This window comes from Rossellomorea pakistanensis (genome assembly GCF_016908495.1).
GTDB classification, from domain to species: domain Bacteria; phylum Bacillota; class Bacilli; order Bacillales; family Bacillaceae_B; genus Rossellomorea; species Rossellomorea pakistanensis.
In genome coordinates this window covers 1,109,872-1,125,259 of the sequence record NZ_JAFBDZ010000001.1, presented here as the reverse complement: position 1 = coordinate 1,125,259, position 15,388 = coordinate 1,109,872, and the positions used below count along the sequence as shown (strand labels likewise).

The 15,388-nt window shown below is 37.6% G+C and carries 14 protein-coding genes; 11 read left to right on the top strand and 3 right to left on the bottom strand.

Going from position 1 to position 15,388, the window contains the following annotated elements:
* Nucleotides 1-22: 22 nt before the first annotated feature.
* From gcvT to gcvPB, 3 genes are read left to right on the top strand one after another with little or no spacing between them, the layout of a single operon-like run.
* Nucleotides 23-1,126: a glycine cleavage system aminomethyltransferase GcvT gene (gene gcvT, locus JOC86_RS05475; RefSeq protein WP_205168752.1), complete on the top strand. Its 1,104-nt coding sequence runs from the start codon at nt 23-25 to the stop codon at nt 1,124-1,126.
* A 14-nt stretch (nt 1,127-1,140) separates the two neighbouring features.
* Complete coding sequence (gene gcvPA / locus JOC86_RS05470; protein ID WP_205168750.1) at nt 1,141-2,487, top strand: aminomethyl-transferring glycine dehydrogenase subunit GcvPA; 1,347 nt, start codon at nt 1,141-1,143, stop codon at nt 2,485-2,487.
* On the top strand, nt 2,480-3,943 hold the full coding sequence (gene gcvPB / locus JOC86_RS05465) for an aminomethyl-transferring glycine dehydrogenase subunit GcvPB (protein WP_205168748.1): 1,464 nt from the start codon (nt 2,480-2,482) through the stop codon (nt 3,941-3,943). Before gcvPA ends, gcvPB begins: the two co-directional genes overlap by 8 nt.
* A 119-nt stretch (nt 3,944-4,062) precedes the next feature.
* On the opposite strand, the gene JOC86_RS05460 is transcribed toward gcvPB, so the two are convergent.
* Nucleotides 4,063-4,437: a rhodanese-like domain-containing protein gene (locus JOC86_RS05460; protein ID WP_205170132.1), complete on the bottom strand. Its 375-nt coding sequence runs from the start codon at nt 4,435-4,437 to the stop codon at nt 4,063-4,065.
* Nucleotides 4,438-4,608: 171 nt separating this feature from the next.
* Between JOC86_RS05460 and JOC86_RS05455 the strand changes: the two genes are divergently transcribed.
* The 3 genes from JOC86_RS05455 (at nt 4,609) to JOC86_RS05445 (ending at nt 9,356) form a co-directional block, all read left to right on the top strand.
* On the top strand, nt 4,609-5,445 hold the full coding sequence (locus tag JOC86_RS05455) for a lipoate--protein ligase family protein (protein ID WP_205168746.1): 837 nt from the start codon (nt 4,609-4,611) through the stop codon (nt 5,443-5,445).
* A gap of 348 nt (nt 5,446-5,793) precedes the next feature.
* Nucleotides 5,794-8,358, top strand: coding sequence for a vitamin B12-dependent ribonucleotide reductase (locus tag JOC86_RS05450; protein ID WP_205168744.1), 2,565 nt, complete (start codon nt 5,794-5,796; stop codon nt 8,356-8,358).
* A gap of 113 nt (nt 8,359-8,471) precedes the next feature.
* Entirely contained in the window at nt 8,472-9,356 is an 885-nt protein-coding gene (locus JOC86_RS05445; protein WP_205168742.1) for a patatin-like phospholipase family protein, read from the top strand.
* Nucleotides 9,357-9,553: 197 nt separating this feature from the next.
* Here JOC86_RS05445 and JOC86_RS05440 read toward each other — a convergent pair whose 3' ends face one another.
* Nucleotides 9,554-9,910 (bottom strand): SA1362 family protein, encoded by a 357-nt coding sequence (locus tag JOC86_RS05440; protein ID WP_205168740.1) that lies wholly within the window; start codon nt 9,908-9,910, stop codon nt 9,554-9,556.
* Between the two features lie 100 nt (nt 9,911-10,010).
* Nucleotides 10,011-10,955: a DUF1385 domain-containing protein gene (locus JOC86_RS05435; RefSeq protein WP_205168738.1), complete on the bottom strand. Its 945-nt coding sequence runs from the start codon at nt 10,953-10,955 to the stop codon at nt 10,011-10,013.
* A gap of 165 nt (nt 10,956-11,120) precedes the next feature.
* On the opposite strand from JOC86_RS05435, the gene JOC86_RS05430 reads away from it, so the two are divergent.
* The 5 genes from JOC86_RS05430 to JOC86_RS05410 all read left to right on the top strand — a co-directional run bounded on the left by JOC86_RS05430 (nt 11,121) and on the right by JOC86_RS05410 (nt 15,325).
* On the top strand, nt 11,121-11,651 hold the full coding sequence (locus JOC86_RS05430; RefSeq protein ID WP_205168731.1) for a YqhR family membrane protein: 531 nt from the start codon (nt 11,121-11,123) through the stop codon (nt 11,649-11,651).
* An 89-nt stretch (nt 11,652-11,740) separates the two neighbouring features.
* Nucleotides 11,741-12,193 (top strand): type II 3-dehydroquinate dehydratase, encoded by a 453-nt coding sequence (aroQ, locus tag JOC86_RS05425; RefSeq protein ID WP_205168729.1) that lies wholly within the window; start codon nt 11,741-11,743, stop codon nt 12,191-12,193.
* Nucleotides 12,190-13,251, top strand: coding sequence for a M24 family metallopeptidase (locus JOC86_RS05420; RefSeq protein WP_205168727.1), 1,062 nt, complete (start codon nt 12,190-12,192; stop codon nt 13,249-13,251). The genes aroQ and JOC86_RS05420 overlap by 4 nt, the downstream gene beginning before the upstream one ends.
* Before the next feature lie 86 nt (nt 13,252-13,337).
* Nucleotides 13,338-13,895 (top strand): elongation factor P, encoded by a 558-nt coding sequence (gene efp / locus JOC86_RS05415; RefSeq protein ID WP_205168725.1) that lies wholly within the window; start codon nt 13,338-13,340, stop codon nt 13,893-13,895.
* 482 nt (nt 13,896-14,377) lie between these two features.
* A complete protein-coding gene (locus JOC86_RS05410) occupies nt 14,378-15,325 on the top strand; it encodes a Rossmann-fold NAD(P)-binding domain-containing protein (protein ID WP_275583369.1) in 948 nt (315 codons plus the stop codon).
* Nucleotides 15,326-15,388: the final 63 nt, after the last annotated feature.

Sequence of the window (15,388 nt, the reverse complement as noted above, 5' to 3'; positions counted from 1 at the left end):
ATAAGATGAAGGGGGAAATTCTGTGACACAATTAAAACGCACTCCACTGTTCACCGTTTATAAAGAATATGGCGGTAAGACAATTGATTTCGGTGGTTGGGATCTACCAGTTCAATTCTCTAGTATTAAAGAAGAGCATGAGGCTGTTCGAACTAGAGCTGGTCTATTCGATGTTTCTCATATGGGAGAGGTTGAAGTAAAGGGGAAAGATGCACTTTCTTACTTACAAAAAATGATGACCAATGATGTTTCTCGTCTAAAAGATGGAGGGGCACAATATACAGCCATGTGCTATGAGAATGGAGGCACGGTGGATGATCTCTTGATTTATAAAGTCGAGGATCAACATTATTTACTTGTGATCAACGCTTCAAATATCGATAAAGATTATGATTGGTTACAGAAACATGTTGAGGGAGAAGTTGAACTCAAGAATCTTTCAGAACATATGGCTCAACTCGCCATACAAGGCCCACTTGCTGAAAAGACATTGCAAAAATTAACTGAGACTCCATTAAGGGATATTGGATTTTTTAAGTTCCAATATGAATTGGAGATAAATGAAAAAAAAGCACTTGTATCCCGTACTGGTTATACAGGAGAGGATGGCTTTGAAATCTATTGTGCAAGTGAAGATGCTGTGACACTTTGGCATGCGATTTTAGAGGCAGGTAAAGAGGATGGAGTTCTTCCTTGTGGATTAGGAGCTCGTGATACACTGCGTTTTGAAGCAAACCTTGCCTTATATGGACAAGAACTTACAGCAGATATCTCTCCAATTGAAGCAGGAATCGGTTTTGCTGTTAAAGTTGATAAAGAAGCTGATTTCATTGGAAAAGAAGTGTTATTGAAGCATAAAAAAGAAGGAGCACCGCGTAAGCTTGTTGGGATCGAAATGCTTGAGCGTGGTATTCCAAGACATGGATATAAAGTATATTCTGGTGAGAATCAAATTGGAGAGGTCACTACAGGAACCCAATCTCCAACACTTAAAAAGAATATCGGTCTAGCCCTTATAGATAAAACATACAGCACATTAGATACTGAACTTTTTGTGGAAATTCGTGGGAAAAAATTATTAGCAAAAGTTGTTGCGACACCATTTTATAAGAGACCAAAAAACTAAGGGGGATATTGGCGATGAAGCATCGTTACTTACCGATGACCGAGAGCGATCAGCAAGAGATGTTAAAAGTCATTGGTGTTCAAGACGTGGCAGAATTATTTGAGGACATTCCTGAGAAAGTTAGATTCAAAGGAGAATATAACATCAAAAAAGCGAAACCTGAAACCTCTTTAATGAAAGAGCTTTGGGCTATGGCTAGTAAGAATGCAGATTTAAAACAAAATATATCCTTCCTAGGAGCGGGAGTATATGATCATTATATTCCGACGATAGTGGACCATGTCATTTCTCGTTCTGAATTCTATACAGCATACACTCCTTATCAGCCTGAAATTTCACAAGGTGAGCTGCAAGCCATTTTTGAATTCCAGACAATGATTTGTGAACTGACCGGAATGGATGTTGCCAACTCTTCCATGTATGATGGTGGAACAGCTTTAGCGGAAGCTGCGATGCTAAGCGCAGGACATACTCGACGTAAAAAAGTATTGGTTTCAAGTACTGTTCACCCTGAATCAAAAGCAGTGTTAAATTCATACGCAAAAGGTCAATACATTGAAGTGGAAGAGATTCCTCATCGTAATGGAGTAACGGATTTAGATGCATTACAATCAATGATTTCTGATGATATTGCTGCTGTAGTGGTTCAATACCCGAACTTCTTCGGGGGAATTGAGAACTTAAAAGAGTTAGAGAGCATCATTCATGAAAAGAAAGCAATGTTCGTTGTATCATCTAATCCTTTAAGCTTAGGAGCTTTAACACCTCCAGGACAATTCGGTGCAGACATCGTAATCGGGGATGCTCAAACACTAGGTATTCCAACAGCTTATGGTGGTCCTCACTGCGGTTACTTTGCTGTTACGAAAAAACTAATGAGAAAAGTCCCTGGCCGCTTAGTTGGTCAAACAACTGATGAAAATGGAAAAAGAGGGTTTGTGCTGACATTGCAAGCCCGTGAACAACATATTCGTCGAGATAAAGCAACTTCTAATATTTGTTCAAACCAAGCATTGAACGCACTTGCATCGTCTGTTGCGATGACAGCTCTTGGAAAAAAAGGAATCAAAGAGATGGCTCTTCAAAACCTGCAAAAAGCGCATTACGCAAAGTCAGTTTTTAAAGATCACGGATTTACGATTGCATTTGAAGGTCCTTCATTCAATGAATTTGTCGTGAAATTATCCTCGCCTGTTAAGGAAGTAAATCTTAAACTTCTGGAAAAAGGCATTATAGGTGGATTTGATTTAGGACTTGTTGACTCAGAACTTGAAAAACATATGCTTGTGGCAGTAACTGAACTACGATCAAAAGAAGAGATCGATACTTTTGTAAAAGAATTGGGGGATCATCATGCTTAAACAAGATCAGCCTCTCATTTTTGAACTAACTAAAGAAGGCCGTGTTGGCTATAGCTTACCAGAGCTGGATGTGCCAGAAGTTGAACTGTCTGATTTAATTCCATCTGATTATATTAGAGATACTGAACCAGAATTACCGGAATTGTCTGAACTAGATATTATGAGACACTATACAGCCCTTTCTAAGAAAAATCATGGGATTGATTCAGGCTTCTATCCACTTGGGTCTTGTACAATGAAATATAATCCGAAAATCAATGAGAATGTTGCACGTTATAACGGATTCGCTCATTTACATCCACTTCAAGAGGAAGAAGGGGCACAAGGAGCACTTGAACTATTGTATGATCTCCAGGAGCACCTGAAAGAAATTACAGGAATGGATGAAGTGACTCTTCAACCAGCAGCAGGTGCTCATGGTGAGTGGACAGGCTTAATGATGATTCGCGCTTATCATGAAGCAAATGGAGATACAAACCGTACGAAGGTTATTGTACCTGACTCTGCGCATGGAACAAACCCTGCATCAGCAACTGTCGCTGGTTTTGAAACGGTCACAGTAAAATCCGATGAAAATGGATTAGTGGATTTGGACGATTTAAAACGTGTTGTAGGGGAAGACACAGCTGCATTAATGTTAACAAATCCGAACACATTGGGACTTTTTGAAGAGAACATCCTTGAAATGGCTGAAATCATTCATAGTGCTGGAGGTAAGCTTTACTATGATGGAGCCAATTTAAATGCGGTTCTTTCAAAAGCACGCCCAGGAGATATGGGATTTGATGTAGTCCACTTAAATCTTCATAAAACATTCACCGGTCCTCATGGCGGCGGTGGTCCCGGAAGTGGTCCTGTAGGAGTTAAAGCTGATTTGATTCAGTATTTACCAAAACCATTACTCGTGAAAAGAGACGACAAATATACATTTGATTATGACCGTCCACAATCAATTGGTCGCGTAAAACCTTATTACGGTAACTTCGGTATTAATGTACGTGCCTATACCTATATTCGCACAATGGGTCCAGATGGATTAAAAGCAGTAACGGAAAACGCGGTAATCAATGCCAATTATATGATGAGAAGACTAGCACCACATTTCGATCTGCCATATGATCGTCACTGTAAACATGAATTTGTTATTAGTGGAAAGCGCCAAAAGAAATTGGGTGTAAGAACGTTAGATATCGCGAAAAGACTGCTTGACTTCGGATATCATCCACCAACAATCTACTTCCCGTTAAATGTGGAAGAGTGTATGATGATCGAGCCAACAGAAACAGAATCTAAAGAAACACTAGATGCTTTTATTGATGCAATGATTCAAATAGCGAAAGAAGCAGAAGAAACGCCTGAAGTTGTTCAAGAAGCACCGCATACGACGATTGTAAGTCGTATGGATGAAACAACTGCAGCAAGAAAGCCAATTTTGAGTTATAAAAAAGAAGTTTAATGTCTAAGACGCAGAGCTGACCCACCTGGGTTGGCTCTTTTAATTGGTGTCTGTTTTTGAAAACTTTGTTGTTATTTGAAAAAACAGTCTAAATTAAAAAGCCCTCAATAATGAGAGCTTTATTTCTTAGCTTTAATTTTACCTGTCCACTTCTTGAAACCACCTTGAAGGTGATAAATATTGCGGTACCCTTTACGGTGTAAAGCTTGTGCTGCACGACCGCTTCTAAGCCCGCTTTGACAGTATAGATAAACCTGTTGGTCTGGGCGAATTTCTTTCATTCTCATTTTCATTTGAGAAAGCGGGATATTGCGTGCTCCTAAAATATGTCCAGCATCAAATTCATTTGGTTCACGGACATCTATAAGCTGTGCTTTTCGATAGCCAGCACGGAAATCATCCTCTGTTAAAGTTTTAACAATTCTTTTTTGGTAGATAAACGTAATGATAGAATAAGCGATAATTCCACCAAGAATAATGAATAAAATATACAATCCTTCCAACTTTCTTTCCCCTTTCTACTAATACCCTAACTACTATTATATTCATGATGTCCACTTTAATCAAAAGAAAAATTCTTGACGATTTGGTAATTCCTTTTTCTTTGTTTTTGAAGGAGTATTTGATAGACTGTATACGATTCTTATTTAAAGAGGGTATGCTGCATGACGAAGGAAAAATGGCGTTTTATTGATTCAGGAAATTGTTCTCCATCCTATAATATGGCATTAGACGAGGCATTACTAGATTGGCATAGTGATGGGAAAATTCCACCTACGATTCGATTCTATGGCTGGAATCCAGCAACATTATCGATCGGGTATTTTCAAAAGGTAGAAAAAGAAATTGATTTAGAGAAGGTCGAGGAGCATGGTTTAGGATTTGTGAGAAGGCCTACTGGAGGAAGAGGAGTTCTCCATGAACACGAACTTACATATAGTGTAATCGTTACAGAAGAACATCCTGAGATGCCAAAGACTGTGACAGAAGCTTATAGAGTGATATCAGAAGGGATCTTAAAAGGTTTTCAGGGATTGGGGTTAGAAGCCTATTTTGCTGTACCGAGGACAGAAGAGGAACGGAATAGCTTGAAGAATCCGCGTTCTGCCGTTTGTTTTGATGCTCCAAGTTGGTATGAATTAGTGGTTGAGGGTCGGAAAGTAGCGGGAAGCGCGCAAACTCGTCAAAAAGGGGTAATATTGCAACATGGATCGATTCTACTCGACCTCGAGGAAGACAAATTATTTAGCTTATTCAAGTATCCTAACGATCGCGTGAAAGAAAGAATGCAGCGGGCATTTAAAAATAAAGCTGTTGCCATTAACGAAATTAGTACGAATAAGATTACGATTGAAATGGCAAAAGAAGCTTTTAAAAAAGGATTTGAGACAGGCTTAAATATTGAATTAGAACCATATGTGTTATCAGAAGAAGAAACACAATATGTAGAAAAGCTAGCAAGGGAACGTTACGAAAATAAGGAATGGAATTTTAAAAGATAAAAAAATTTTTTTATTTAAAAGCGATGGCTTATCGCTTTTTTCCTTTTTTACTAAGGTTTGAGTGAGAGTCTATTTTTATCAAGCTTGAAAAAAAGTGTTCTAAGTAAATTTTCATATAAAATACTTTTAAATTCTTGTCCATTCTACCATTTTTAAATGATTTAACGTTTGACAAATTTATGTTTATCTGACTGAAACACAATATATGGTGTATTGTCGATAAATTTATACACTATATATAGTGTATATATATTGCATTCCAATGTTCACTATGATAACGTTATGAATGATATAAACATCAAAGATAGACAGATCAATGCATGTTAATAGTTTGAAGGAGTTGTATTTATGGCTGTAGCGTCGAAACCAAAATGGAATATTAACCACGAAAGATTAAACAAGGACATTGGACTATTTCCTCAAGTACATCCTATATCCTCAAGTTTTCATATCACTCACAAAGGTGTATCACGCCTCGTAATGATTGATCGTTATTCGTTTAAAGATACAGAAAAGGTGACCTTAACAGAAGGTGACTTTGTTGTTTTGACGATCAAGGAGGATCCAAAATTTCCAGCTAGAGGTTTAGGATTCATTGAAAGCATTGATTGGGAGAATAAGAAAGCAAACGTATGGATTGAAGAAGAGTATCGCAGTGCAATCGATCGACCAGAAGAAATCGAAACAGGAGTCGTTTCTAGACCTCTTGATGTCATTGAAAAACCATTGGAAGTCTATTACGAGCAAATTGCTGCGAGAAATGCAACTGGGCTTGCACAAGTAGAAAAATCAGAAGAAAAACAAAAAGAATGGTTCGAGAAATTTTATCATGAATTGGTGAATTTACATTTTGTACCTGCGGGTCGCGTCCTTTATGGAGCAGGTGCTGGAACAGATGTTACCTATTTTAACTGTTATGTAATGCCCTTCGTTCAAGATTCACGAGAAGGAATATCAGAGCACCGCAAACAAGTTATGGAAATTATGAGTCGTGGAGGCGGTGTTGGTACGAATGGATCAACACTCAGACCACGTAATACATTAGCAAGGGGCGTTAACGGTAAATCATCGGGCTCCGTTTCGTGGTTAGATGACATTGCGAAGCTAACTCATCTAGTGGAGCAAGGGGGAAGCCGTAGAGGTGCCCAAATGATTATGCTCTCAGATTGGCACCCTGATATTATTGAATTTATTATTTCGAAAATGCAAAACCCTCGTATTTTGCGATACTTACTTGAAAATACAGAAGATGAACAGATTAAAAAGGCAGCACAAGACAAGCTGAAATTCACTCCTCTAACCGAGCAAGAAAAAGCGATGTATCAAGGAATTATTAATTACAAGCAAATCCCAGGGCTGGGTGGATTTGATGATAAGATTATCAAAAACGCAGAAGAAAAACTTTTAACTGGTGGAACCTATACCGTCCATAATCCAGAGTTTTTAACAGGTGCCAATATTTCTGTTTGCCTAACAAGTGATTTTATGGAAGCTGTTGAAAATGATACGGATTATGAACTTCGATTCCCACATGTGGAGAGCTACAACGAAGAACAAATGAAGTATTACAATGAAGAATGGCATAATGTTGGTGATGTTCGTGAATGGGAGAAAATGGGCTATAAAGTACGCACATATCGGAAAATGCGTGCGAAAGAACTTTGGAACCTAATCAATATTTGTGCAACGTATTCAGCAGAACCAGGTATTTTCTTTATTGATAATGCGAATGATATGACGAATGCTAAAGCTTACGGCCAAAAGGTAGTAGCGACAAACCCTTGTGGAGAACAACCACTTGCGCCCTATTCTGTTTGTAATTTGGCAGCTGTTAACTTAGCTCAATTTGCAGATAAAGAAACAAAGACGGTTGATTTTGAAAAACTAAAACGTACCGTTGAAGTCGGTGTACGTATGCAGGATAACGTCATTGATGCGACACCGTATTTCTTAGAGGATAACAAAAAGCAAGCTCTAGGTGAGAGACGTGTAGGGCTAGGTGTTATGGGTCTTGCCGATTTACTCATCTATTGTGAGAAAGAATACGGTTCAGAGGAAGGGAATAAACTGGTTGATAAAGTGTTTGAAGTCATTTCAACAACTGCTTATCGCGCTTCTGTAGAACTTTCAAAAGAAAAAGGAAGCTTTCCTTTCCTAACTGGTGAAACAGATGAAGAAACAAATCGTTTACGGAAAGCATTTATTGAGACGGGATACATGAGAAAAATGCCTGCAGATGTAAGAGCTTCGATTTTAGAAAATGGAATTCGTAATTCTCATCTATTAACGGTTGCTCCTACAGGGTCTACCGGGACAATGGTCGGCGTCTCCACTGGACTTGAGCCGTATTTCTCATTTACCTACTACAGAAGTGGGCGACTTGGTAAGTTTATTGAAGTCAAAGCAGATATAGTACAAGAATATTTAGATAAGCACCCAGAAGCTGACCCCGATCAGTTACCGGAATGGTTTATTTCATCAATGAGCCTTGCACCACAGGCACATGCAGACGTTCAATGTGTTATCCAGAATTGGATCGATAGCTCGATATCTAAAACTGTAAATGCTCCGCGTGGTTATACAGTTGAACAGGTTGAGAAGGTGTATGAACGCTTGTATAAAGGCGGGGCAAAAGGTGGTACTGTTTACGTTGATGGAAGTCGTGATTCACAAGTCTTGACATTAAAAGCAGAAGAAAACAGCTTTGATGACGAGGAAGAGAATACGGAAATCCAAGCAGACAAAAAGCCGGTAGTATTATTAGATACGATACAGGATGTCCGTTCAACAGATGTAACCATTGGATCTGAAGTTGGAAATACATGCCCTGTATGCCGAAAAGGTACTGTCAAAGATATGGGTGGCTGCAACACTTGTACGAATTGCGGTGCTCAACTGAAATGTGGATTATAATAAAATGAAAACTGTGGAAGAGACCATGTTCTCTTCCACTTTTTTTATTCTATTTTGCTCTTGTCGAGATTAAAGATGTAGTAGGGGGAATCCACAATAAAGGAGCTCATCCTATGGACATCGATGGAGTTTTTTCAGGTGGGGGTATAAAAGGTCTTGCACTTTTAGGTGCGTACAAGGCATTCGAAGAAAAAGGATTTGTTTTTAAAAGAGTAGCAGGAACAAGTGCAGGCGCAGTAGTAGCCGCGTTTATTGCGTCTGGCTATAAAAGTGAAGAACTGATTAATGCTATGGGTAAAGTTGACCTTACGGATTTATTAGATAAGAATTCATTTATTTTTAGTATCCCTTTCGTAAAATGGTTAAAAGTATATTGGAGTTTAGGGTTATACAAAGGGGCTGTCTTAGAAAAATGGATTGAATCCAAACTGAAAGCAAAAGGAGTATATACATTTGCTGATTTGCCTCCCCATTCCCTTAGGGTCATTGCTTCGGATTTATCGAACGGAAGATTATTAGTCCTGCCAGATGACCTAGAAAAGTACGGGATTGCAAAAGAAACGTTCCCTGTAGCAAGAGCGATTCGAATGAGTGCGAGCATGCCATACTTTTTTGAACCAGTAAAGTTAAGAAGTTTAGAAGGTGTAAGCAAAATAGTCGATGGTGGAGTTCTTAGTAATTTTCCTATGTGGTTATTTGAGAATGATAATATGAAAAAATTACGACCAGTTGTTGGGGTTAAGCTAAGTCCGAATATTGAAGAGAGACCGAAGAGGAAAATTGATAATGCCATTAACCTATTCGAGGCTCTGTTTCATACTATGAAGGATGCTCATGACTCCCGTTATATTTCTAGAAAACTCGAAAAAAATGTGATTTTTATACCGACAGAAGGGGTTTTTTCAACAGAGTTTTCTATAACGGAAGAAAAAAAGGAAGCTCTAATCCAATATGGTCACAGTCTAGCGGATGATTTTATCAAAATGTGGTCCTATTAAAATTCGACATAAAGCGGGTGGTGCCTGGCACCACCCGCTTTATAATTGGAGTGTTTACGGATAAATAGATTTATCAGTGGCAAGCGTAAGCGCCTACTTCGAGTCATAAGCCAAATCAAATAGAAAGGGAAAATATCACCCTTTCTATTTGATTCGTCTTATGCTCGTTTGGCCTGTTCAAGGCGCTTGCGCATTTCTTATAACGAAGCTCTTTTGTTTTTTTTATTCTTTTTGCCTTCAATAACGGTTAATTGTGCAGTTGATTTTTTTCTGATCGGTTTCTTTTTTGGTTTTTGCCCTGAAGCATTTACAGTAGGATTTTTCTTCTTAATCCTTTTTTTAGACATTTTTGCCGCTTTTGCAAACGCACGTTGCTCTTTGTTTTTTGGTTTTGAACTAAACCATTTGCGATAGATGAAATAGATTATTCCAGCTACAGCAGCATAAATAAATATACTCCTTAAAAGAGCGAGTGGATCTTTTATTAAAAATGAGACTAAACCTATTGTGGCTAAAGATATTAGGATTACTGCCAGCAAATAGCGTGCCTTCAAGAAAGCCCCCTCCTTAAGAACCAATTTTTCAGCTTATACCGTATAGGAATAGATATCCCACCTTCTCCGTTCAAGTGGGAAAATTCGCCTTACATATAATTTAGACAATTTCCTCTGTTTTTAATCGCGATTCTGTATCTTTTTCCATTTTTAATAGTTCATTAAAGGAAGCGATGGCTACCTCAACCTGATCATTTCTCGGCTCTTTCGTAGTCAATAGCTGTAACCACAGCCCTGGATAGCCTAGAACTTTTAATACTGGTATATCACGTAATTTATTCGTTAGCTGCAGAACTTCAAATGAAATTCCTAATACTACAGGAATTAACGCTATTCGATTTAATACGCGTACATAAAGTGGTTCTGTCGGGACTAGCATATATACAAAAACCCCTACAATAACGGTAAACAAAATAAAGCTGCTGCCGCAACGATAATGCAATCTCGATTGGGCCTGAACATTTTCAACAGTTAATTCTAAATTATGTTCATACGTATTAATCACTTTATGTTCGGCACCATGATATTGGAATACCCTTTTAATTAACGGGGTAAGGGAAATGAAGTAGATATATACTAATAATAAGATAAGCTTAAAGAGACCCTCAATCATGATTTGGGCAAAATCGCCTGAAAAAACGGGGCGTGTTAATTCAGCCAGAAAGACCGGAACTAATGTGAAAATAAATTTTCCAAATAGGAAGGACAAGACCCCGATAGCAGCGACTCCAAGGATCATCGATAATTTTGAAACTTCCTGGTCTTTTATTTTTTCGTCATCTTCAGGCGCTACTTCATACCTTTCAGATGAAAAGTTTAGATGCTTGGAACCATTTGCACTTGCTTCAACAATTGCGACAATCCCTCTTAAAAAAGGGATCTTCTTTAATTTCTGAAGTATTGGCTTCGATTTTCTTGGCAGATGAAAATATTCAATACTATCATCAGTTCTTCTTATTGCTGTTATTGTATGATGCTTTCCACCAAACATTACACCTTCAACAACAGCCTGTCCTCCATATGCGGGCTTCTGATTTTTTTCCATGTGTACACCAACCTAAAGTGAATTTATGTCTTTACTTTCTATTTTACTAAAAGTTCGCTTTCTATTCTAGAAAAGCCTTCAATATATTGGAGATTTCTGTTCTTTTCAATAAAATATGAAAGACTTATAACCATTTGGACATACTACAAATGGAGGTGTAGGATTATGTCTGATCAACCAGAAAAAGCACAGGACCCTAAATTAGAACAAAATAAGTCTGAAAAACCGATGTCATTTATCACAATGGTCGTTATTACAGGATTTATTGGTGGACTCTTATGGAGTAGTATCGGTTATATTTGTTACATGTTCTCATTCACACAAATTGAACCAAACATCATTCTTGAACCATGGGCGATAGGCAAATGGAAGGATACTTGGCTCGGGATAGTGATTTCGATTTTTGCCTATGGGATTGTATCAATAGGTGTTGCATTAGTTTATTATGGTATTTTGAAGAAATTTAAGTCAGTCTGGGCAGGGGCAGCTTATGGTATAGTCCTCTTTCTCGGAGTTTTCCTCGTTTTACATCCTTTATTTCCAAGTATGAAACCTATTACTGAAATTGATATAAATACGATAATTACGACGATTTGCCTTTACATTTTGTATGGTGTTTTTATCGGATACTCGATCTCCTATGAAGAAAATGAGCTGCGACATCAAGCTGAAAAGGAAGAAGCAAGGTCATCCTAGCTTTATTTTTAGACTATTAAGTAGTTTTTGTTAATTTATTTATGTTAGAATGTTCTTGGTGAACATTCTATTTTTTTAGGGGAGCAACCATGCACAAATTATTACTTTTGAATGGTCCTAATTTAAATCGATTAGGAAAAAGAGAGCCTGAAATATATGGGAATACGACATTAACGGACCTAGAGGATCGCTTAAGGACTCTTTCGAAAGATGAAGGCTTTGAACTTGAGTGTTTTCAATCCAATCATGAAGGAGAGATTATTGATCGAATTCATGATGCAGAGGATAATGGTCTAAAAGGAATCATCTTGAATCCAGGAGCATTCACACATTATAGCTATGCGATTCGAGACGCCATTTCAGCGGTTAGCCTACCTGTTATAGAGATACATATTTCCAATGTTCATCAGCGGGAAGCCTTTAGACATCATTCAGTAACTGCGGGAGTAACGATCGGGCAGATTGTAGGCTTTGGTTTGTTCGGATATGAATTAGCGATACGAGCATTAGTTCATTATTTAAGGGGAGAGGATACGAAATGACAAAGTTAACAAAGCTTAGGGAAACTTTTTCAAAAGAAGGTATTGATGCCATCCTTATTACAAGTACTTTTAATCGCCGTTATATGACAAACTTCACAGGTTCTTCAGGTGTAGTATTAATCACAGTGGATAAAGCGCTTTTTATCACAGATTTTCGTTACATAGAACAGGCGACTGAACAAGCGGCGGACTTTGAGATTGTTCAGCATAAAGGGCCTATTCCTGAAGAAGTAGCATCACAAGTTTCGCAACTTGGAATTAAAAAATTAGGATTTGAAAAAGATTATATGACATATTCTTCGTTTGAATCCTATCGTAAACATGTAAAAGCAGAACTAATTCCGATTTCACAAGTTATTGAAAACTTACGCTTGATTAAGACATCAACTGAGATTAATATATTAAGGGATGCCGCAGATATTGCGGATGCTGCATTTAAGCACATTATAGACTTTATCAAGCCCGGAGTTACCGAACTAGAGGTTTCAAATGAACTGGAAATCTTTATGAGAAAAAGCGGTGCAACATCATCATCCTTCGATATCATTGTTGCATCTGGTTATCGCTCTGCACTACCACATGGTGTTGCAAGTGACAAAAAGATTGAAAAAGGTGATTTTGTTACACTGGATTATGGTGCATACTACAAGGGATATGCTTCTGATATGACACGTACAGTTGCAGTTGGGGAACCAAGTGAAAAGCTTAAGGAAATTTATGATGTTGTTTTGGAAGCGCAGTTACGCTCAATGGCTGGAATTAAGCCAGGCATGACTGGCAAGGATGCGGATGCCATTGCACGTGATTATATCACTGAAAAAGGATATGGTGAGAATTTTGGTCACTCCTTAGGCCATGGAATAGGTTTAGAAGTTCATGAAGGACCAGGATTATCTTTCCGTTCTGAAATTGAATTAAAGCCAGGCATGGTTGTTACAGTCGAACCAGGGGTTTATGTCCAAGGAATCGGGGGAGTTCGTATCGAGGATGATACCATCATCACTGAAAATGGTAATGAAACTCTGACGATCTCACCAAAAGATCTTATTATTCTTTAAGCAGATATAGCGGACTTAGAATAAGATGAAATGATTGTCGCTGTGGACTATAAATCAGCGGCCTTGAACTACAGGAGGAAAAAAACATGATTTCAGTAAATGATTTTCGTACAGGATTAACAATTGAAGTAGACAATGGTATTTGGAGAGTAATTGATTTCCAACATGTTAAACCAGGAAAAGGTGCAGCGTTTGTTCGTTCTAAACTTCGTAACCTTCGCACAGGTGCGATTCAAGAAAAAACGTTCCGTGCCGGAGAAAAAGTAGGGAAAGCACAAATCGATAATCGAAAAATGCAATATTTATATGCTAATGGAGATATGCATGTTTTCATGGATAATGAGTCTTATGAACAAATCGAATTAGCGGCAAGTGCTATTGAATATGAACTAAAATTTCTTAAAGAAAACATGGAAGTTTCAATCATGATGTATCAAGGTGAAACTTTAGGAATTGAATTACCAAATTCGGTAGAATTAAAGGTTACGGAAACAGAGCCAGGTATTAAAGGCGATACTGCCTCTGGAGGCTCTAAACCAGCAACGGTGGAAACAGGATTAACCGTTAACGTTCCTTTCTTCGTAAATGAAGGGGATGTTCTCGTCATTAATACAACAGACGGATCATATGTGTCCCGTGCTTAATTAAATATAAATATCTTCTGAAAGGGCTGTCCCATAAGGGGCAGCTTCTTTTTGTATCTAAACTTTTCGCTTGCAACCCAGAAGAATTTATCATTTCTCCTTATGTTTTTCTTTCTTTTAATAAAGGCTGTTTTCTAAAAGTTTGTTGCTACCTGAGATAAGCCGGAAATAGATTTTCAAAGCATTGAGCAGCCTGAATACACGTAGACTCCTGCGGGAACAGTGGCTAAAGTGAGACCGCGAAACATAAGCATAGCTAGTAGGCTCACGGTCACTCTTAGGTGCGCGAAGTGTATTCAGGCTGTGGGTTAAATAACAATAATCATTACGAAAAGAACCTTTAATAAAAAAAGAACATAAAAAGACAACAAATTTAATGAACCATCCCTATGGATATATATTCTTTTGAACTAATAAAAATTAAAATAACCATTGACTAAACCCAAATATTGCAGTAAATTTTATAATAAATATAATACTAAATGAATATTTATTCAAATTTGGGAGGGCTTATTATCAAACATATATTAACATTGAAAGAATTAAGCGAACATGAAATTGGTGACATTGTAATAGAAGGAATGAAAGTAAAAAAACAACCGGAGGATTATTATTCCGCACTTGAGAAAAAAGGATTGCTTCTTATGTTTCAAAAAACATCCACGAGAACAACACTTTCCTATCAATCTGCTATCAATCAATTGGGCGGATATGCAGTAGAGCTAGATTGGGATAAAAGCAATTTTACAATTTCTCCTATTCAATATGAATCACGCTATGCATCAAGAAACTGTGATATTATGATGGCACGTTTAAAAAAGTTCAGTGATATAGTGGAACTTGCCAAGTATTCTTCAGTGCCAGTAATAAACGGGTGCTGTGATAAATATCATCCCTCACAAGCATTGGCTGATATGATGACAATTTATGAAATCAAAAAACAATTTGATGGAGTAACGCTTACATTTGCAGGAATCCATAATAATGTAACCAACTCATTAATCATTGCGGCATTAAAGCTGGGTGTTAAATTGCAATTAGTAACTCCAATGATTAATGAAGCATCTTGGGATAAAGAGCTTATGGAGGAAGCGAAGAAGAGTGGGAATATTATACACTTATCTGGTTTAGAAGCTGCACTCGCTACTACTGATTTTATTTATACTGATACATGGGTAGACATGGAATATTTTAATGACCCCATGTACGATAAAGAAAAACAGACTAGAATCGAGCAAATGAGCCCATACTCGATTACAATGGAAAATTTAAAAGGATATACTCCATACATCATGCATGATATGCCCGTTCACCCCGGGTTTGAAATTGAGGAAGATTTAATAGAGTCAGAGAATTCTATCATTTATACACAGGCTGAAAATAGAATGCATGCACAAAAAGCATTATTGATGCATCTTCTTATGAAATAACTCTAATGATTAGAAAAAAGGCGTACATCGGTACGTCTTTTTTTCTATGACTTCAATTGTTGT